24 protein-coding genes and 1 pseudogene are annotated in these 19873 nt (G+C 30.6%); 5 read left to right on the forward strand and 20 right to left on the reverse strand.

The window, feature by feature from the left end; genetic code table 11:
- On the forward strand, positions 1–593 hold a 593-nt coding region (locus RH82_RS11230), incomplete at its 5' end, for an OmpA family protein (RefSeq protein WP_034060823.1).
- A 63-nt stretch (positions 594–656) separates the two neighbouring features.
- Here the strand turns inward: RH82_RS11230 and RH82_RS11235 are convergent.
- Together RH82_RS11235 and RH82_RS11240 are read right to left on the reverse strand one after the other, a co-directional pair.
- Positions 657–2201: an Rne/Rng family ribonuclease gene (locus tag RH82_RS11235; RefSeq protein ID WP_034060824.1), complete on the reverse strand. Its 1545-nt coding sequence runs from the start codon at positions 2199–2201 to the stop codon at positions 657–659.
- Positions 2202–2571: 370 nt separating this feature from the next.
- The gene (locus tag RH82_RS11240; RefSeq protein ID WP_034060825.1) at positions 2572–2862 is read right to left on the reverse strand and encodes an HU family DNA-binding protein; all 291 of its coding nucleotides are present in this window, start codon (positions 2860–2862) and stop codon (positions 2572–2574) included.
- 137 nt (positions 2863–2999) lie between these two features.
- On the opposite strand from RH82_RS11240, the gene mutY reads away from it, so the two are divergent.
- From mutY to gldD, 4 genes are all read left to right on the forward strand, one after another.
- Positions 3000–4040: an A/G-specific adenine glycosylase gene (mutY, locus tag RH82_RS11245; protein ID WP_034060827.1), complete on the forward strand. Its 1041-nt coding sequence runs from the start codon at positions 3000–3002 to the stop codon at positions 4038–4040.
- A 92-nt stretch (positions 4041–4132) separates the two neighbouring features.
- Complete coding sequence (locus RH82_RS11250; RefSeq protein ID WP_034060829.1) at positions 4133–4579, forward strand: single-stranded DNA-binding protein; 447 nt, start codon at positions 4133–4135, stop codon at positions 4577–4579.
- A 15-nt stretch (positions 4580–4594) separates the two neighbouring features.
- Positions 4595–5899 (forward strand): gliding motility-associated protein GldE, encoded by a 1305-nt coding sequence (locus tag RH82_RS11255; protein WP_034060831.1) that lies wholly within the window; start codon positions 4595–4597, stop codon positions 5897–5899.
- 119 nt (positions 5900–6018) lie between these two features.
- Positions 6019–6609: a gliding motility lipoprotein GldD gene (gene gldD, locus RH82_RS11260; protein WP_034060832.1), complete on the forward strand. Its 591-nt coding sequence runs from the start codon at positions 6019–6021 to the stop codon at positions 6607–6609.
- A 158-nt stretch (positions 6610–6767) separates the two neighbouring features.
- Here the strand turns inward: gldD and RH82_RS19265 are convergent.
- The 18 genes and pseudogenes from RH82_RS19265 to RH82_RS11340 form a co-directional block, all read right to left on the reverse strand.
- Positions 6768–7019 (reverse strand): annotated as a pseudogene (locus RH82_RS19265) (nitroreductase family protein); the annotation flags it as partial.
- Between the two features lie 392 nt (positions 7020–7411).
- The gene (locus tag RH82_RS18675; protein WP_206420428.1) at positions 7412–7726 is read right to left on the reverse strand and encodes a CPBP family intramembrane glutamic endopeptidase; all 315 of its coding nucleotides are present in this window, start codon (positions 7724–7726) and stop codon (positions 7412–7414) included.
- Positions 7727–7824: 98 nt separating this feature from the next.
- Positions 7825–8163 carry a hypothetical protein gene (locus RH82_RS18680; RefSeq protein WP_206420430.1) on the reverse strand — a complete coding sequence of 113 codons (339 nt, stop codon included), beginning with the start codon at positions 8161–8163 and terminating at the stop codon, positions 7825–7827.
- Positions 8164–8188: 25 nt separating this feature from the next.
- Positions 8189–8959, reverse strand: coding sequence for an MBL fold metallo-hydrolase (locus RH82_RS11275; RefSeq protein ID WP_081979247.1), 771 nt, complete (start codon positions 8957–8959; stop codon positions 8189–8191).
- A 17-nt stretch (positions 8960–8976) separates the two neighbouring features.
- The gene (locus RH82_RS11280; protein ID WP_034060834.1) at positions 8977–9723 is read right to left on the reverse strand and encodes a DUF3108 domain-containing protein; all 747 of its coding nucleotides are present in this window, start codon (positions 9721–9723) and stop codon (positions 8977–8979) included.
- A gap of 5 nt (positions 9724–9728) precedes the next feature.
- Positions 9729–10187 carry a RidA family protein gene (locus RH82_RS11285; protein WP_034060836.1) on the reverse strand — a complete coding sequence of 153 codons (459 nt, stop codon included), beginning with the start codon at positions 10185–10187 and terminating at the stop codon, positions 9729–9731.
- A gap of 5 nt (positions 10188–10192) precedes the next feature.
- Entirely contained in the window at positions 10193–10612 is a 420-nt protein-coding gene (locus RH82_RS11290) for a hypothetical protein (protein WP_034060838.1), read from the reverse strand.
- A 43-nt stretch (positions 10613–10655) separates the two neighbouring features.
- Entirely contained in the window at positions 10656–11372 is a 717-nt protein-coding gene (bshB1, locus tag RH82_RS11295; RefSeq protein ID WP_034060840.1) for a bacillithiol biosynthesis deacetylase BshB1, read from the reverse strand.
- 48 nt (positions 11373–11420) lie between these two features.
- Positions 11421–12500 (reverse strand): serine hydrolase domain-containing protein, encoded by a 1080-nt coding sequence (locus tag RH82_RS11300; protein WP_034060842.1) that lies wholly within the window; start codon positions 12498–12500, stop codon positions 11421–11423.
- A 146-nt stretch (positions 12501–12646) separates the two neighbouring features.
- A complete protein-coding gene (locus tag RH82_RS11305; RefSeq protein ID WP_034060843.1) occupies positions 12647–13225 on the reverse strand; it encodes an NAD(P)H-dependent oxidoreductase in 579 nt (192 codons plus the stop codon).
- 76 nt (positions 13226–13301) lie between these two features.
- Positions 13302–15230 carry a serine hydrolase gene (locus tag RH82_RS11310; RefSeq protein ID WP_052158318.1) on the reverse strand — a complete coding sequence of 643 codons (1929 nt, stop codon included), beginning with the start codon at positions 15228–15230 and terminating at the stop codon, positions 13302–13304.
- Positions 15231–15240: 10 nt separating this feature from the next.
- Complete coding sequence (locus RH82_RS11315) at positions 15241–15945, reverse strand: CPBP family intramembrane glutamic endopeptidase (protein ID WP_034060844.1); 705 nt, start codon at positions 15943–15945, stop codon at positions 15241–15243.
- 55 nt (positions 15946–16000) lie between these two features.
- Positions 16001–16870 carry an alpha/beta fold hydrolase gene (locus RH82_RS11320; RefSeq protein ID WP_034060846.1) on the reverse strand — a complete coding sequence of 290 codons (870 nt, stop codon included), beginning with the start codon at positions 16868–16870 and terminating at the stop codon, positions 16001–16003.
- Positions 16871–16896: 26 nt separating this feature from the next.
- Positions 16897–17514, reverse strand: coding sequence for a pyridoxamine 5'-phosphate oxidase family protein (locus RH82_RS11325; RefSeq protein WP_034060847.1), 618 nt, complete (start codon positions 17512–17514; stop codon positions 16897–16899).
- 65 nt (positions 17515–17579) lie between these two features.
- The gene (locus tag RH82_RS11330) at positions 17580–18155 is read right to left on the reverse strand and encodes a carboxymuconolactone decarboxylase family protein (RefSeq protein ID WP_034060849.1); all 576 of its coding nucleotides are present in this window, start codon (positions 18153–18155) and stop codon (positions 17580–17582) included.
- 33 nt (positions 18156–18188) lie between these two features.
- On the reverse strand, positions 18189–18587 hold the full coding sequence (locus RH82_RS11335) for a DoxX family protein (RefSeq protein WP_034060850.1): 399 nt from the start codon (positions 18585–18587) through the stop codon (positions 18189–18191).
- Between the two features lie 15 nt (positions 18588–18602).
- Positions 18603–18740 (reverse strand): hypothetical protein, encoded by a 138-nt coding sequence (locus RH82_RS18415; protein ID WP_156112460.1) that lies wholly within the window; start codon positions 18738–18740, stop codon positions 18603–18605.
- Positions 18741–18868: 128 nt separating this feature from the next.
- Positions 18869–19852, reverse strand: a complete 984-nt coding sequence (locus RH82_RS11340) for an alpha/beta fold hydrolase (protein ID WP_081979248.1) — start codon at positions 19850–19852, stop codon at positions 18869–18871.
- Between the last annotated feature and the right edge of the window lie 21 nt (positions 19853–19873).

The following is a 19873-nucleotide window of genomic DNA, read 5'->3' on the forward strand; positions in this document are numbered from 1 at the left end:
TGGGAGCAACAGCTTCTTTAGTCGATAGCAAAGGGAATGTGTTGTCAACAAAAACAACAAATGTAGACGGTAAAGTAGAATACATTGTAGCATGTGACACCGATACAGAGTTACAGGTTACTATGGCCGATTACGAAAGTAATAGACTATCAATAAAAGGGAGTAACGAAGAAGAAACAGCAGTAGAAATAGCATTAGACCCAATCGATAAAATTGTTATTCCTCAAGAACGTGTGGTACTTAATCCAATCTATTTTGATTACGACAAGTCTAACGTAACAGCAAAAGCAGCCTTTGAGTTGGACAATATAGTACAAGTCATGACAAAGTATCCAGACATGGTAATCTATGCAACCTCACATACCGACACACGTGGTTCGGATAGTTATAACGATAAGTTATCAAACCGAAGAGCAAAAACCTCGGTACAGTATATTATATCAAAAGGTATTGATGCAACAAGAATATCGGGAGCAGGAAAAGGAGAATCGGAATTAGCAGTAGATTGTGGTGAAAATTGTAGCGAAGAACAACACCAATTAAATCGTAGATCTCAGTTTATAATTATGAGCGGTGGACCAACTGCTAACTAATAACATAACGAATTAACCAAAGCTTAAACCAAAAAAAAAGCGCAACGAAAGTTGCGGCTTTTTTTATTTAATTTTGTCACCATTTTTATCTAAAAAATGATATTCTAAATATGTGTAAGCATCTCTAGGTTGTATTTTGACCCATTTTTTATGTTCAAAAAACCATTTTGAACGAATAGATGGAAAGCCTTTGGTTAAAAAGGCTGCTATAAAAGGATGTGTGTTTAATGTCACCTTATTATAGTCTTTTTTTAATATTATCTCTAAATCTTGATTGATTTTAGATAGTATTCCAATTGGAGCTTCAACTTCTTGTCCACTAGTACCATTAGGGTTTTCCTCTCTGGTCTTAATATTCATTTCTGGTCTTACTCTTTGTCTTGTAATTTGAATCAATCCAAACTTACTTGGAGGTAATATTTTGTGTTTGGCTCTATCATCTTTCATTTCATCACGAATATGATTATAGAGTTTTTTTCTATTTTCAGCTTTATTTAGATCAATAAAATCTACTACAATAATTCCTCCCATATCTCGAAGGCGAAGTTGTCTTGCAACTTCAGTAGCAGAAATCATATTAACCTCTAAGGCTGTTTCTTCTTGGGAATTAGCTTTGTTTGATCTATTTCCACTGTTTACATCAACAACATGCAATGCTTCGGTGTGCTCTATAACTAAATAGGCACCTTTTGACATTGAAACCGTTTTTCCAAAAGCGGTTTTAATTTGTCTATCCACTCCAAATTTCTCAAAAATAGGAGTAGTAGATTGATGTAATTTGACTATTGATTCTTTGTTTGGTGCAATTTCTTGCACATATTCTTTAATTTGAATATAAAGCGCTTGGTCATCTACTTGAATACCTGTAAACGAGTCGTTAAATATATCTCTTAACATTGAAGAGGCTTTATTTAACTCGCCAAGTACTTTTGAGGGATGATGTGCTTTATGTAGCTTTTTACACATTGCGGTCCAACGACCAAGCAAATTTTGTAAATCTTTGTCTAATTCGGCTACTTTTTTGCCTTCGGCTACTGTACGTACAATAATTCCGAAACCTTTTGGTGTAATACTTTTTACCAAACGTTTTAATCTGTCTTTTTCTGCTTTGTCTTCTATTTTTTGAGAAATAGAAATACGATCGCTAAAAGGGACTAAAACTATATATCTACCAGCAATAGAGAGCTCAGAGCTTATTCTTGGGCCTTTTGTAGATATCGGTTCCTTTACAATTTGTACTAACATTGATTGATTTGACTTTAAGACATTGGCAATTTTGCCGTCTTTGTCAATATCCTTTTCAAATGGGAAATCTTTTAATGAAAAGTCATTTAATTTACCTGTGCTTACACGTTTTGTGAATTGTAAAAGAGAAGGTATTTTTGGACCTAAATCGTGATAATGCAAAAAAGCATCTTTCTCGTAACCTACATTAACAAATGCAGCATTTAGTCCAGGAACGGCTTTACGTATTTTGGCAATAAACACATCGCCAACTGCAAAGTTGTTACTATCTTCTTCCTTATGTAATTCAATAAGTTTTCCATCTTTTAATAAGGCAAAATCAACACCGTCAGAATTAGATCTGATAATCAATTCTTTATTCATACTGTTAATTTTAATCCATTATACACTACGTATAACAGATGGATTATACATTATTTTGTTTGGTAAATTTCACCAAACAGCATGTCTTACGTAAATAAAACATGCACAGGATTTTTAATAAAATCCGAAGAACTTAGACTACACGCAAGGTTTTACGTGATTATAGTTAAGTTCGTTTTCAAAGAACATTGTTTTTAAAAAACCAAAAAGTAGTTATAAAAACTACTTTTTTGAATTATTTCTTCTTTTTGTGACGGTTAGCGCGTCTTCTTTTCTTGCGTTTATGCGTTGCAACCTTGTGTCTCTTTCTTTTTTTACCACTTGGCATAAGATGTCTGGTTTTAAATTAATAATTCGTTTTATATTGTAATTACTTTACGTCAACATTAGTTTTTACACCTTCTACAAAAACTTTTGCAGGTTTAAATGCTGGTATATTGTGTGCTGGAATTTTAATAGTTGTATTCTTAGAAATATTTCTACCAGTTTTCTCAGCTCTAGTTTTTATGATAAAACTTCCAAAACCACGTAAGTAAACATTATCACCACCTTCTAAAGATGTTTTTACTTCTTCCATGAATGTTTCTACGGTCGCTTGAACGTCTCCTTTTTCAATTCCTAATTTCTCAGAAATTTTTGATACTAAATCAGCTTTAGTCATTGTCTTTCTCTTGTTTGTGTTATTACTATTCTTAAGGGTTGGCAAATATAGGAATTAAATATTCAATATTTCAAACCTAATTCATTAAAATTTAAAGGGATAAAGAATTACTTTTGTTCACGAATCTTATCAAATAAATGGATATAACAAATAAACTAATCGCCTGGTATTCAATTAATAAAAGAGATTTGCCTTGGAGAAACACTAATAATCCATATTTTATTTGGCTCTCAGAAATTATTTTACAGCAAACTCAAGTTGCTCAAGGGCTTCCATATTACCTCTCTTTTACCTCTAAGTTCCCTACGGTTTTTGATCTTGCTAAAGCGGAAGAATCTCAAGTTTTAAAACTTTGGCAAGGTCTAGGTTATTATTCTAGAGCACGAAATTTACATGCTTCGGCAAAATATATAGTGGAGGATTTAGATGGGCAATTTCCTAACACCTATAAAGAGATTATTAAATTAAAAGGTGTTGGTGATTATACAGCTAGTGCTATTGCCTCTATTTGTTTTAATGAGAATACTGCAGTTGTCGATGGAAATGTTTATCGTGCATTGTCTCGTATTTATGATATTGCAACACCTATTAACACAGGAAAAGGTTTTAAAGAGTTTAAGGCTTTAGCGCAAGAATTAATAGATATTGAGCAGCCTGCGACATTTAATCAAGCTATTATGGAGTTTGGTGCAAGACAGTGTAAGCCTAAGAACCCAGATTGTAGTGTGTGTCCTTTTAATATGAAATGCTTGGCGCTTGAAAAAAATTCAATAGGTGAATTACCAGTCAAGTTAAAAACGTTGAAGGTGAAGAAAAAATTCTTCAATTTTATTGTGATGGTGTCTTCAGATCAAAAAACAATTTTAGAGAAACGGGAAGGTAAAGGTATTTGGCAAAACCTGTATCAGTTTCCGTTAATTGAAACATTAATGCCAGCGACAATTCAAGACATTGAAAAAGAACTGCAAGGCTTTACAATGCTAAAAAAGAAAGCATTTGATGTCTCTATATATAATGAGGAGGATATTATTCATAAACTTTCACATCAACATTTATATACTAAGTTTTGGATTGTTACTATAGATGGGAAGCTTTTGGAAGGAGTTTCTGTGGAAAAAACAACAGATTTTCCTGTACCTATTTTAATAGGTAATTTTTTAGAAAACTTTAATTTTTAGTACTTTAAGTTTAATTAGTCTTTCTTTTTTATTAAATTTAAGTTTATCAATTGGTAAAAATGTAATTTTGCCATTATAAATATCACAATAATATGTCTGGAACGTTAAATAAAGTGATGCTAATTGGGCATTTGGGAGATGAAGTTAAAATGCATTATTTTGAAGGTGGTGGTTGCGTTGGGCGATTTCCATTGGCAACAAACGAAACCTATACGAACAAGAGCACAAACGAACGTGTAACCAATGTAGAATGGCATAATATTGTATTGAGAAATAAGGCTGCCGAAATTTGCGAGAAGTACTTAACAAAAGGTGATAAAGTATATATTGAAGGTAGAATTAAAACCAGAAAATGGCAAGACGATACTGGCAACGACCGTTACAGTACAGAAATTCAAGCCAACGATTTTACTTTTTTAACAACAAAAAAGGATAGCCAAGCTGCTGCTAGTACTCAACCAGCACAACCACAAAAGCAAGTGGAAAACACTACAGAAACTACTGGTAAAGCCGCTAGTGATGACGATTTACCATTTTAAACTAAATTTATAACATTGGACCCTGAACCCACGAGTTTACTAATACATTTTTTTGCGATAGATTTTTCGGCAATCTCAGGCTTTGTCTTGCTTTTTGTGTTGCTATTTTGTTCGGCACTAATCTCTGGAGCCGAAGTTGCATTATTCTCTTTAACACGAACAGATTTAGAACATGAAGAGTTACAATCTAATAAGGCTGTTCAAATTATTAATACACTTTTAGAACGACCAAAAAAATTATTGGCAACCATTTTAGTAGCTAATAATTTTATAAATATTGGTATAGTAATACTCTTTGCTTTTCTAAGTAATATTATGTTTCAAGGGATTACAAATGCGGTTCTAAAATTTATTGTAGAAGTTGTTGTTGTAACGTTCTTAATATTACTTTTTGGAGAGATTTTACCAAAAGTATATGCCAGTAGAAATAACGTTAAATTTTCTATGTTTATGGCATATCCATTAAAGGTTTTAGATTTTGTTTTCTCGCCTTTAAGTATACCAATGCGAGCGATTACGTTGGGTATTCATAATAAACTAGGGAAACAGAAATCTAACTTAAGTGTAGACCAGTTATCGCAAGCTTTAGAGCTTACTAGCGAAGACGATACTACTAAAGAAGAGCAGAAAATATTAAAAGGTATTGTCTCTTTTGGTAATACAGATACCAAGCAAGTAATGCGACCTCGAATGGATATTTTTGCTTTAAATATTGAACAAAAGTACAATGAAATAATAAAAGAAATTACTTCTAATGGATATTCTAGAATTCCTGTTTTTAAAGATAATGTCGATACCATAGAAGGTATTTTATACGTAAAAGATTTGTTACCACATATAGATACCAAAGAATTCGACTGGACCACCTTGATCCGTGAGCCATTTTTTGTCCCAGAAAACAAAAAACTAGACGATTTAATGTCCGAATTTCAAGAAAAAAAGGTCCATTTAGCTGTTGTTGTAGATGAGTATGGTGGCACGTCTGGTTTGGTGTCTTTAGAAGATATAATTGAAGAAATAGTAGGAGATATTAGTGATGAGTTTGATGATGAAGATATACATTATTCTAAATTAGACGAAAAAAACTATGTGTTTGAGGGTAAAACTGCTTTAAAAGATTTTTATAAGATATTAAAACTTGAAGAAGAAGCTGTTTTTGAAGATAAAAAAGGTGAAGCCGAAACACTTGCAGGATTCATTCTTGAAATTTCAGGGAGCTTTCCAAGGCAAGCAAGTAAAATAAATTTCAAAAATTACGTTTTTACTATAGAGGCTTTAGATAAAAAAAGAATTAAGCGCGTAAAAGTTACTATCCCTTAGTTTTGTTAAAAATTAAGAATGAGAAGTGGGTGGTGAATAATAATATTCATTGATAAGCGTTATAAAAAAAATATACAGATATTAAATTGTCACACTGAGTTTGTCGAAGTGTTTTTATTATGAAACAAAATCTATTCTTTATTATTTTATTACTGTTAAATTTTTCTGGTTGTGCAGAAGATTCAACACCAAAACCAAATGCTTATTTAGCTTTAGAATATCCAGAAGCCATATATAGAACCGAAGATATTACAAAAATGCCTTTTACGTTCGATCGTAATGCGTTAGGTGAAAATTTAAGAACAAAAACACTCAAAGGAGAAACTACCAGCTATGGTATTAATATTGAGTATCCTAATCTTAAAGGAACTATATATATAACCTACAAAGCAATAGAAGGAAATAGAGAATATTTAAATACTTACCTTAAAAACGCTCAAAATTTTACACAAGAGCATACCAAAAAAGCAGATGCAATAGATGAATTCGAATATGTGAACCTAGAACGTAGTGTTTATGGAATGTTTTATGATGTTGGTGGTAATGCAGCTTCGCAATCTCAGTTCTATGTAACCGATAGTATTAATCATTTTATTACTGGTTCTTTATATTTCTATGCTAAACCTAATTACGATTCTATTTTGCCTGCTGCCAGTTACTTGCAAAAGGACATAAGGAAAATTATGGAGAGCTTGAAATGGAGGGAGTAGTGATTTAAATTCTATTTCTATTTCTGTAATTTCGGGATAACATGTATTTGTAAATTGATCTCTATATTCATAGATTCTTTCCATCTTGTAGGTATAATATAGGGGCCAAAAGATTTTTAGCTGAAACAAATAATATATTTTTGAATTTATAGACGCACTTAAAACTTATTTTTTATCATAACTCGCTCCAAAGATAATTGCCCACCACGTACAAGAGGTCCATTAATATATTTACCAATAACCACAAAGTTTGAAATGATAAAATTTGCTGGTAAATTAATTAGTTTTGCAATTTTGTCAGGTTCAAAACCAATCATAATATCACTTCCATAACCTTTTGCTGTTGCTGCAAGCGTTAACGTTTGTGTTGCAAAAGATGCAGGTCTTATAGCTTCATTTCTTTGTAGTTCTTCTTTATCAGTATAAAATTATTTGGACCTTGGAACCATGAAATTTTGAAGGTAAGTAGGTGCATTTCTCCATTTATAAAGCATCTCTTTTCCAAAGGCTTTTATATCAGAAACAACAGGTATTAAGATTGAAGCATCTGTTATTTGTTCTTAATTGTAGGCTATTTTTCTTATTTTGTATCTAAAGTTCAGAATCACTTGCAACCACAAATTTCTAATGTTGAATGCTATATGATGTTGGCTAAAGCATTGCTAATTCGATAAGTTCTTCAATATTTTTATCAAGAATTTTAAAGGAAGGATCGTAATGACGAATAGAACGTCTTTTTTGTACAGTTTCTATTGTGTTCATATCTTAATTTTTAGTGTTTTTATTTTAAATGTATTTGTTATTATAGTTTTTCTGTTAATGGCGGAAATATTTTCTGAATGTATATATTACTTACAGCGTGGAAAATTACTGCAGGCCATAAACTCTTTGATTTAAAAGTGTAGTAAGTCATTATAAATGACATAGATATTATTGTAACGAAAAAGGTTGTCAGTTCTAAGTAGACATTTTCACCATAATAAACAATTAATGGCCAATGCCAAGAAGCCCAAACAATTCCACTAAAAATAGAAACACCAGTAAAAGATAGCACTTTTCTTAATTCGTAAATAAAAAAACCTCGCCAGCCAATTTCTTCTCCTAAAGTGGTTGCCATTGACCTGATAATACAATAGTTCCCAATAATATAACAGCTACAATTACTGCTAATGTTGGTTTTAATGTGCCAATTCCCATTAGCTTAAGTTCTGTAGCTCATTCTAAAATTATTTCGGTATTTGGTAATCCTCCTAAAGCAAATAACCAGATGAGTATATAGGTGATTGTACCATATAAAGCAGGAACAAAATGAGAAACACTATTGTATTTCCAACTTGCCCAATTCCAATGTAAAGAAAATATAGAACGACCTTTTATATTAAGTGTAATGATAGCAGCTACTGCTGGACACCACATTAATGCGCCAATATATATTCTTGAAGGATATAAATTAACAATTGCATAATGTAAGACAGAACTTAGTATTGTAACGATAGCTAGGAAAATAAAAATAGTGTTCCAAGCTTCTTTGCGTACTGATTGATTTTTTTTCATTTAAATTTATGATTACTTATTCGCTTTATTCCATAACCATGATTTCTCCATCTTCAGGAACTAAAACATTATATATTAGCTTATTCTTTGTTAAAATTTCTTTTAATGCCTTTCTGGTTAAAGGACAATGATTTATAGATTCCATATGGTTTGCAATCACTTTTCCTGATGCATTTTTTATAAATTTTATGATATCATCTACATCCATAATTAAGAGTTTAAAAACATCAAATTGAGCTGTACCACAAGCTAAAACATTAATATCTGGTTTATACTCTTTTAAAACTTTATCTACAGCGTTAGTATAAATAGTATCTGAACTCAGATAAATCGATTTTTGATTGGGTAATTTTAAATAAAACCCAATAACATCTCCCATAGGTTTAGCAACAAATCCGTATCCATGCTTAGCAGGAATACCTTCAATGGTTCCACCTAAAAATTGTTGTTTCTCCCAATATTTTAAAGATTGCACAACATTAAGGCCTCTCTTTTTAAACACTTTTTCGTCCTTTACACTACATGTAACTGGAATGTTTTTTTTGATTAAAAGAGCAACGCCTTTACTATCAATATGATCTGGATGTTGATGTGTTATGAGGCAATGTGTTACTTTTTCTAATATCAAATTAGAATTTACAGGAAGCGGTACTATTGGATTTCTTCTTGCTTTATGTCTGAATAAAGTAAAAGAAGGCATGAAGCCTTGATCTCCTAACATTGGATCAATTAAAATGACATCTTTCTCTGTTTCCAGAACCATTGTGGCATTTCTTAAATGGTGAATTTTTATCATTTTTTATGTTTTAATTATTATTTATGTAATTCTATTATTTCCATTGACATTTTTCTACCATTAAATTCAATATCCTGTTTAAGTATTTTTCGTGATGTTGTATCTATATAATATGTGCTAGTGGCTGAATTGTCAGAAATATCATCAGTTACTTCAACTTTCCAAACATGTCTTTCTTTCTCTTTAAATATCAAAGATGTCTTAGTCGTATTTTTAATGGTTGCGTTAATGACACCAACTTTTGCATTAGGGTTATAATCAAAAATTGAAATAATAGTTGAATAACCATCCTTCAAAGGAAGCCACCTTATTAATTGAGGATAAAAATTGCTATCAAAATATGGTTTTGCTGTTTTTTCACTAATAAGTTTTTTTGTTCCAGTTTTCTTATACAAATAGTAACCGGTAACCTCTTTTCCAAAGCTTAAAGCCATATTTCTTTGTTGATTATAAGACGAATGATAAATTGGTTTGAAGTTTTTTGTTTCAACAATTGTACTGTCAATCCATTGTGAATTCGACTGTTTCATATTAATTTTTGTGATTATATATATATTCTCTTTTTTCTTCTGAATTTGTGTAGATACTTTCCCGATTTCAATCTTATGAGAATCCTTAAGCATAAACCAAGTCATTACTGAACTTTCGTTTTTAACAAAGCTCTTATTTGTAGTATTGTTTTCTGGACTTAATGGTACTTCTTGGCTAAATACCTGCATCGAAAAACATAAAGTAATTAGGACAATAGATTTCAATATTTTCATTGTAATTATATTTTTAGAGTAAAATTTGCGGTTAAACCAACGCTGAAATTTCTTGGTAAATTTTGAACACCAAAGAGGGCTCTCGAATGTTTTCCTTTTTCTTCTAAGAGGTTAACAAACACATCAGATGCTCCATTAACAACTATAGGAGAATCATCCCAGTTTTTAGAAGATTGATAATAGGCATCTATATGATTTAATCCAATTACATTTTCAAAGCCAACCTTAGCGTGTATTTGTGCAATTACATTTAAAGCACAAAGTTCCATTGCTTTATAGCCATCTTGAGTACTTAGCTCATTGCCTAATTTTCCTTGATAGAAATGTACTTCATTTTTTATAGGAAATTGAATGGCAACAAATGCAATGTTTCCTCTTATGTTTACAGAGACATAAGAACCTCCCGGAATTGTTAATTCAGGAAGTTCAAGTTTATGTTTCGTAAGATTATCTATTAAATTCATCTTTTTTAATTGTTTTCTAATAAGTTTTTTAACTTTTTAAGTTCTTCAGCTAATACTAGCTTTTGTGCAGATAAAGCACCTTCAATTTGCTCTAATGGAACAGGAGGAGCTAATAATACAAATGAATAAATTGAATGCTCTCCATTTTCAGAAACTCTTGAAAATGCTTTTCCAATACTTCCATCTGGCATAGTCATTATCCAATCAACAGTTCTAAAGTTTTTTGAGGTTATTGTTTCTAGTCCTATTTCAATTTTTCCCATTGGTGTTTCCATAACTGCACTATTTTCCTTAATATTAGAAAATGCATTGGTCCAAAGTGGTAGGTTTTCAGGTTTAGATATAAAATCGTAAACAAGATTTGGCTTTAAATCGATGCCTATACTTTGTACATCAAAATTATTTGTATTCGTTTCTGTATTCATTTTTTTTATTTTTAAATTAAAATTGTTGTTATGACAATTGATTTTATTTCAATTGAAAAAAATTATTCACTCCTAAATATCTATTCACAGTAAAACCTTCGGCATATGTAGCGTTAATTGGTCTTCCGTAAATACTATTGGTGCTTTTTATTTGATCTAGTAAACCGATAATGGAACTAGGTTGATTATTTTTTGGTTCCACAAATTGTGAATTAAAGGCTTTAATAGCTTCTATCTTTTTGTCCATTTCTGATGAAATATCTATTACAAAGTCGGGATCAATAAAATAATCTTGTATGTAATTATAAATCGATTTAGGTCTCCAAGATTCTTGAATTTCTCCATTGAATAAAGTTTCCTTCTTTTTAAGTCCTGATAAAAATGAAGCATCTGCAACAAGTTTAGCCGCATTCGCATGATCTGGATGACGATCATTAATAGCATTAGCCAATACAATTTCTGGTTGATATTTTCTAATGGCCTGAATGACTAATAATCTACTTTCTTCATTGTTTTCTATTGCTCCATCAGCTAATCCTAATTGTTCTCTATATTTAATTTTTAAAATTTCAGAAGCCTTTTTAGCTTCTAGAGTTCTTGTTTCTGGTGTACCAAATGTGCCCATTTCTCCAGCAGTCATATCTACAATAGCAACTGTTTTACCTAAGGCTATGTGTTTTAGTATAACACCTGAAGCTGCACATTCTACATCATCTGGATGCGCTCCAAAGGCTAAAATATCTACTTTATAAGTATTCATTTTTTTGGTTTTTTATTATTAAATTAAAATTTTAGACGCTTCTTTAATTTAATACTTCGCAGCTAATTCCGCTATTTCCCTTGTAACTTTGGTTGGTGAATTACAATCGCAGTTATTTAATCCTACCACATAAATTTTAGATTCAGGTAAGTATACTCCCATGGATTTAAATCCAAAAATGAATCCACCATGTTCATAAGATGGTTTGCCTCCTATAGTTTTAATATTCCATCCATAACCATAATTAGTTTTTTCGCCATTGTTCAAACTGTAATTGGTAAAAGCCTTATCTAATGTTTCGTTTTTTATAAGTTTGTTTTCTATTAATACTTGTTGCCAAATATTTAAATCTGTTACCGAAGACATTAGTGCTCCAGCAGCATATGGAAGTGAATAACTAATAAATCTAGAATTCTCATAATTTTCTTTCATATGATGTCCTGAAGCTCTGTTCTTAATAACTTTTCTATGATTAGCATACGTAGAACTATTCATATTCAATTTTTCGAAAATATTTTTAATAACAAATTCGCCATAAGATAATCCAGACACTTTTTCAATAATATAACCAAGTATTATATAGCCTGAATTGTTGTATTTATATTTTTTACCAGGATTAAAATCCATAGGTTCATTTTTAAAAAAGTCAATAAGTTCTATAGGTGATATATCATTTTTGTAAATACCATATATTTTTTTTAGAGCTGTATAGCTCTTAATACCTGAAGTATGATTTAATAAATGATGCACTGTTATTTTTTTTCCTTGCGTAGGATAATCAGGAATATATTTAGTTATTTCATCATCTAAATTTACTTTATGTTGCTCTACTAACATTAGTATTGAAATAGCTGTAAATTGTTTTGTCATAGAACCTATTTCGAATACATTTTCTGTATGCATTGGAAGATTTAATTCTAGGTTTGAAAGGCCAAATGCTTTTTTATAAATGATATTTCCGTTTTTAGAAATTAAGAAAGTTCCTCCAGGTGCATTTGGTGGATATTTTTTCTGCAATATACTATCAATATTGGATTCTAAATTTTGTGCATAAATAGCAGATTGTGAATTAAGTGATATAACAGTAATCACTATTAATAGGTATTTTAAATAAATTGTTCTTTTCATTTTCTTGTTATTTAGGCATGTTATTTTCTTGTTAGATATCAAATCAAATATTTTGGTTTCAAAAAACCGAAATAAGTATGATCAATATATTGAAGAAGGATAGTTTCTTTAAATGCTATTAATTCCTTAAAATGGGTACTATATTTTTATGCTGTTTCTTGACCTAATTCATGTACCTTTTTTAACCATTCTTTACGAAATTCTTCTGTAGAATCTGAAACAGTAGAAATATAAGTGACCTGTACAGGACTTACTCCACAATATTCTAATGTTCCTGTCTTAAATTGATGTAATACTGGTTGATTCATTATTTCTTTATCGTAGTCTTCTGGTGTATCTGAAGTGATAAAAACACTAGCTGATTTACCCTTTAATAAACCAATAGGCTCATGACTTATTTCTTCTAATTCAAAAGTGATTCCTGGCAGGAAAGTTCTATCTATAAACCCTTTCATAATGGCAGGATAACTTGCCCACCAAAGTGGGAAAAACCAAACGATGTGATCAGAGTTTTTGATTTTCTCCAAAGCGTCTAATAGGTCAGGTTCTAGTTCTATTCTTTTTCTAAATCCGAATGCAAGATTTGGATTGAAACTAAGCTCAGAGATATTGATTTCAGAAATAGAAGTTGTCGATTTAAGTGCTCCTTTTTTATAAGCTTTAGATAAAGCGAAATTAAAACTCTCTTTATCTGGGTGACCATTTATAATTAATATTTGTTTCATAATTTTAATTTTATATATAATTTAGAATTGTTTTTGAATGTATTTTTATAGTACCAAATACCGGTATAGAGAACTCTTATTTAGTCTTTTTCCTATGCAATTCTGCTACTTCAGATTCTAAAAAAGGACCTGTTACTTCCACTTTTCTTTTTCCATTGTTTAAAACTTCTCGTGCAGACATTTCAAAAACCCAATCTGGATTATCTCTCCCAACGATATCATAAAACTCACCTTTGCTTAAACCATAGGTTAGTTTTCCTAAACCACTCCAATAAATTGCTGATGAACACATTGGGCAAGGCTCATCACTTGTATAAATGGTACAAGTTTTTAAAAATTCATGATCATATATTTTACAAGCTTCTCTTATGAGGTTTATTTCTGCATGAGCCAAACAATCATGATCTGTATTGATGGTGTTTTCTCCTTTTAAAAGCACAGTTCCATCTTTATCAACTAAAATACATCCGTATGGTAAGTTTCCTTTTTGTTGCGATGTTTTTGCCATATCGATAGCCATTCTTAAAAATTTAAGATCTTGTTTCATGGTTTGTTTTTCTTCTGATTTTTCTTTTTCGATACGCCTAATCATTTCTTTTGCATTGGTGTTTTTAGGGTTTAACTCTAGCGATTTTAAGTAGTTTGTTTTTGATAATTCAAATTGATTATTTAAAAAGTAACTTTCTGCCAAACTATCAAATGCGTTCGCAGAGTTTGAGTGTTCTTGAACATTTAATTCGAAAATTTTAATAGCGTAGTCGATGTTTTTTTTGGTTAAGAAAGCATAAGCTAAATTGTTTAATGTAGCTTCATAATCTAATGCTGGGTGTTTATCTCTTACTTTAAGGTAGTTGCTTTTTGCATTTTTGAAATCCATTTTCAAAAATGCTGTTATTATTTTTTCATCAGATAAAGCAGGTATGTTTATTAGTTTTGGCTCAACCATTCCAGCAATATGTTCGATTACTGTATTGTGAATGGGATAATATCTATGACCATTAGAAAGGTAAATAATTGTAATATCTTGGTCAATAAATTTTCTAAAACCAGTTTGCATACCTCCAGTAAAACCGTATGATTTTATATTGTTTGTTTGGTAAGAATCCCATCCATGTAAAAAAGTTCTTTTGTCGTTTGTGAATTCAAACGGTTTCCACATTTTTGCTTTAGTATCTGGTTTTAATAATTTGTCAGTATCTAATTTAGTATTCCATAAAATCAATTCGTCTAATGTAATATTTAGTCCATTACAAGCATGTCCTCTTTTTCCACCAACAATGTCGTTTTTCTTTAGTATTCCTAATTCATCATTGTAATCATAACGATATACTCTATGTGGAATTTTATCAGCAAAATTGGAAGATAATAACACGTTGTTTTTAGCTTGTGAAAATTGATTATTTATAACAAATGCATCAAATGAAATAACTTTTACCTTTTCAATAATTTTTGAGAGAAACCAAAAGTTTGTTTGATTGTATTCCCATTGATTTCCTTTTTCAAAACGCAATGGTTCTTTTGTTATCTTTGAAAGCATTTCTTCATCACTTATTTTTCCATCATAAAGACTAAAATCAGGAAGACCAGAGCTGTGTGTTATTAAGTTTCTAATACTAATGTCTTGCCATTTTATTGGTAGGTTTTCTATGTATTTAGAAATTGTATCGTCTAATGAAATTTCATTCTGTTCTATCAATTGAAATATTGCTGTAGAAGCAATTAATTTTGAGATAGAGTAAACAGGAAATAAAGTTTGTTCATTTATAGGCCTTTGGTTTTCTAAGTTTTCTTTTCCAAAGTACCCTTTATAAATTATTTCGTTATTTTTAACAACAGCTAAAGCTAAACCTGGTATTTCATGAACTTGAGCCTGTTCTTTAAGGTAGGTCTTTATATTTTCTTCTAGTTGATTTGACGTTGTTGATATTTTTTCATTTTTATTCTCTTTGCAGGAAACAACTAGTAAAGTCGATATTACTAAAACTATAATTTTTATTTTATTCATCGTTTTTATTTTAAATACTCAATAGCGCTGTTATAATAATTACATCTTGTAAAAAGTGTATGAACCAAGCCCAAAAGATCCCTTTTGTTTCAAGTATTGACTTTGCTAAAAACCAACCTAAAAAACCAGCTACTAAAAGACCTACAATTCCTCCAGGATTTCCCCAAAAGTGAACAGTACCAAAGATTAAACCTGATATGATTGAAATATATTTATCTGGGAGTATATTTTTTAAACTAACTACAACTCCAAATCGTGTAATTATTTCTTCTACAAATGAATTTGTAAGCGCAAATAGAATACTAAAAGGTAAGATTTTAAGTACAGTGGTTATTTCTATTTGGCTGCCTTTAATCACTTGAAAATAGATTACTACAGCTGTAACTAAAGTAATTACAATCGCTAAATTTTTCCCGGTATGCGACCAGTTCTCGTGTGCTTTAGGTTTTATTCCAACTATTGGCACTGGATAAATTTTCGCAGAGACATTTCCTTTTTTAAAATAAGTTAAAAATTCATTTTTTTTGAAGCGTCTTAAAAATAGTAATAGAAAAAATGAAATAAATAATGTTATAGCCTGATAGGCAATGTGCTTGTTAATTTGCCATGAGAAATTTTCAAACAAAACAACTCCATTAAGCGCATTACTAATAACAACTAATGAGATAGTTAATAAAACAATTATTCCTAGAGATGAGTACGATTTAACTTTCATGATGGTGTTTTTTTATTATTGATTAATAGTTTTTAGTTTTTTTTTATACGAACTTTTATTCAATAAACCCTGTTGCGACTTTTACCAATTCATCAGGCTTATCCATGTGTACATAATGACCAGCTTTATCAATTATTTCTAGTTGAGCATTAGGAAGTTTTTCAACAATCTCGTGTGCAAGTTTTACGTTGATGAATCTATCGTACTTTCCCCATATTACTAAAACAGGAGTGTTTAATAAATGAGCTTGTTCTTCAAAATAAGCCTGAGCTTCATGGAAATTTTGGAAGTAAGACATAAATGCATTCTGATTCGATATATTACTGCCATCTGCTAAAAACTCTTTTAGCACATCAGCAGGAATGGAATGATTTTTATAAAACCCTTTATGATATCCAATTTGAGCAGACATTCGCGGAAACCATTTTATCATAAATTTTGCACGAAGGGAGTTTTTTTTCGTAAAACTATTCAGTTCCCATGAAGCATATTGAGGTCTTCTAAAAGGAATTCCATCCATTACAATCAATTTTGAAACACGTTCAGGATATTCCAAACCAACCAAAAAGGCAGGTAACAGTGCAATGTCTGTTGCCATTATAATCGCATTGTCAACTTTTAAAGCATCCATAAATTCAATAACTGCTAAAGCAAAATTGTGTGGATTATAATCCTTACAATCTGTTAAAGAATCGCTTCCTCCAAATCCTGGCCAATCCAGCGCTAAAACTCTATTGTTTTTTGCAAGTTTTGGTGCAACTGCATACCAAGCTTGTAAATTTTCAGGAACACCATGCAATAATATAATTGTTGGTTTTGATTCGTCTCCTAATTCAGCATAGCGAATATTACTGTTATTTGTTTTTAGCCTAACAGTTTTAGTATCTAATAATGGGCTCGATTTTGTTAAATTACTTGTTTTCATTTTTTAGTAAATTGAAGGTTTTTATTTTAAGACTTAATCTTTTCTTTTATTGCCTTTATTTCCGCTTCCAACTTCCATACGTACTCTTGTTGTGGTAAAAAAGCAGCCATAACTTCATCCTCTGTAAATCTTGGAGTGATGTGTTGCGGACAATTCCAGTCGTAAGCTTCAATGTAAAAAATCATCATACGTTCTGGTTTAAATTGGTAGTCCTTTAAATCTAAAAGTTTATATAATTCTGGATTTTCATTTAATTCAATAACCTCAGATTTTGCAAAAATTTTTAATCTAGTTTTTGTTGGATAATCTACCATGATTAACGATACATTATTGTTTGTTTTCATATTACCAACAGAAACATATTGCTTGTTACCAACAAAGTCTATAAACCCAATGCGTTTGGAATCTAAAACTTTTAAAAAACCTTTTGGGCCTCCTCTATGCTGAACATAAGGATACTGCTGGGTTCCAATTGATGCCAAATAAAAACTATCCCGATTCTTGATGAAAGAAATTTCAGCTTCGGTTAGTCGATCTGCAATTCTGAATTTCTCCATGCGCTCATAACTTCTTCTACTACCCTTTAATTCTTGTAGTTTTTTTACCGATTCTGTGAATGCTATTTCTGCAAAATTTTTGGCCATGATTACCTCTTGTTTAATTTTTTAAACTCTCTTTAAGTCTTTCAATTAATTTCTTCACTTTTAGGTTAGTTAGGTTTAATCCAAACTCTACTAGAAAAAGCATCATCAACAGGTGTATTAAATACATGATTAAAGTAATTACTCATGGTTTTTACTCCTAAACCAGCAATAACACCTAGAATATTATTTTGAGTATAACCAGCATCTAAAAAAGTATTGATATCTTCTAGAGATGGGTTTCCACGTTTATAAGTCATAACACGACTAAACGTACTTAATGCTTTGTATTTTACATCTTCAATTTTGGTATTATTTCTAATGGCATCTGTAATTTCAGTAGGTACTTTACTTGCTTTATCTGCCACAAAACTATGTGCAGACATGCAGTAATCACATTCGTTTTCAAAAGCTATTGATAAGAAAATGATCTCTTGTTCTTGAGATGTAAATCCTGCGTTTTCTCTAAAGGTTTTGTATGAATGCATATACGCGTCAAATAATGCCGTATTATTTGCCATTGTTGCATACATATTAGGAATCATTCCCATTCCTTTTTTTGCTCCTTCTAAAAGTTTAGATGATATAGCATCTGCTGTTTCAATTGTTTTTGGATCTAAAGTCATTTTTGAAATTGTATTCATGATTTTTTCTTCTTTATTTGATTCTAATATAGGTTACGCTTTATCCTTTATGTTTTTTTTGAATATTAGATATAATAAGACTAAAGTCATTATTACAGGAAATTCAATTCCTCCCATGGGATGTGATTCTGAGGGTGTAAAACTCCATCTTCCCCAATGAAAAATAAATATGGCTCCAATCATTACTGGTAAATTAATAAGCGCTCCTAATTTGGTCATCCAGTCTTTATAAAATCCTCCTAAAAGAATTAATAGTGCTCCTATTGTTTCTGCTAGTGCTACCAGAAGAATTATGAATACTGGTAAACCCATCATTTCTGCTGTTCCATTTAAATCTGGGAATTTTCCAATTCCGTGGAAAAGAAATGAACTCGCTATGGCAATTCTTAAAAACCAATGAGCATGTTGTGATATATTTGTTGTTGTTTTCATAGTTTGTTGTATTATTTATTTTGATAGTGTTAATGACTCCCAATACCTAATAGTACTTATTGGTCTTTGGTATTTTCTTTTTATCCTCATAAAGCCTTCTTTTTCTATTTTTAAAAATGAAGAATTATTAGAGTTCGTGTTGTTTATATTCATGATCTTTTTTTTATGTAATTATCAGCTCGAGAAAAATATTTTTTTGTTATGAAAATTAAAAAACTCGAACTGACTATTACTATTAGCTATTAATCAGAATTATACAATGGTTTATAACATGCTACAAATTATTTAATATTGTTTTTCTGTAAAAAGTTAAGAATGTAATTTGCTATTTCATCGCCTTTTTCTTCTAAAGCAAAATGTCCAGTATCGAGTAAGTGAAATTCTAAATTCTTTAAATCTTTTTTATAAGGATGTGCACCATCTGCAGGAAATATATAATCGTTCTTTCCCCAAACAATTAGAGTAGGAGGTTGATGCTCTCTAAAATACTGTTGCCATTCTGGATATAAAGGCACGTTTGTTCTATAATCATAAAACATAGCTAATTGGATCTCGTTATTCTCTTCGCGAGTTAAATGTTGTAAATCTATATTCCAGTTGTCTGGACTAATTTTAGAGACATCTCCTACTCCATGTGTGTATTGCCATTTTAAACCATCTGGTGAATGAAAGCCTTCTAAAGGTTTTCCGTTTTCTACGGTATAATCATTCCAATATTTTTTAATAGGAATCCAGAAATCTTTTAAGCCTTCATCGTAAGCATTCCCATTTTGAATAATTAACGATTCTATTCTTTTTGGGTGTTTAGCAGCTATTCTAAAACCAATTGGTGCTCCATAATCCATTAAGTATAGACTGTATTTTTTTACTTTTAATTCCTTTAAAAATCCTTCAACAATATTCGACATATTATCAAAAGTGTATTCAAAATCTTTTATTTTTGGTTGATCGCTTCTTCCAAACCCTGGGTAATCAGGAGCTAATACATGATAACGTACAGACAAGTCTGTTATTAAATTTCGAAACATGTGTGAAGAGGTTGGGTAACCATGTAATAATAAAATGGTTGGCTTCCTTTTATCTCCAGCTTCACGATAAAATATGTTAACTCCATGGACTTTAACATTCTTATGAGATGTTTGATACATTTCTTTTTCAATACTTGCAGTAATTTTTTCTGTAGGTTTACTAAAAGCGAACACAGTAAGTGAAAGTATTGCTATAATAGTTATTCGTAATAATGATGATTTAATTTGCGTTTTCATAATTTGTATATTTATTTGGTT

Origin of the sequence: Lacinutrix jangbogonensis (assembly GCF_000797445.1) — a bacterium.
Lineage (GTDB): Bacteria > Bacteroidota > Bacteroidia > Flavobacteriales > Flavobacteriaceae > Lacinutrix > Lacinutrix jangbogonensis.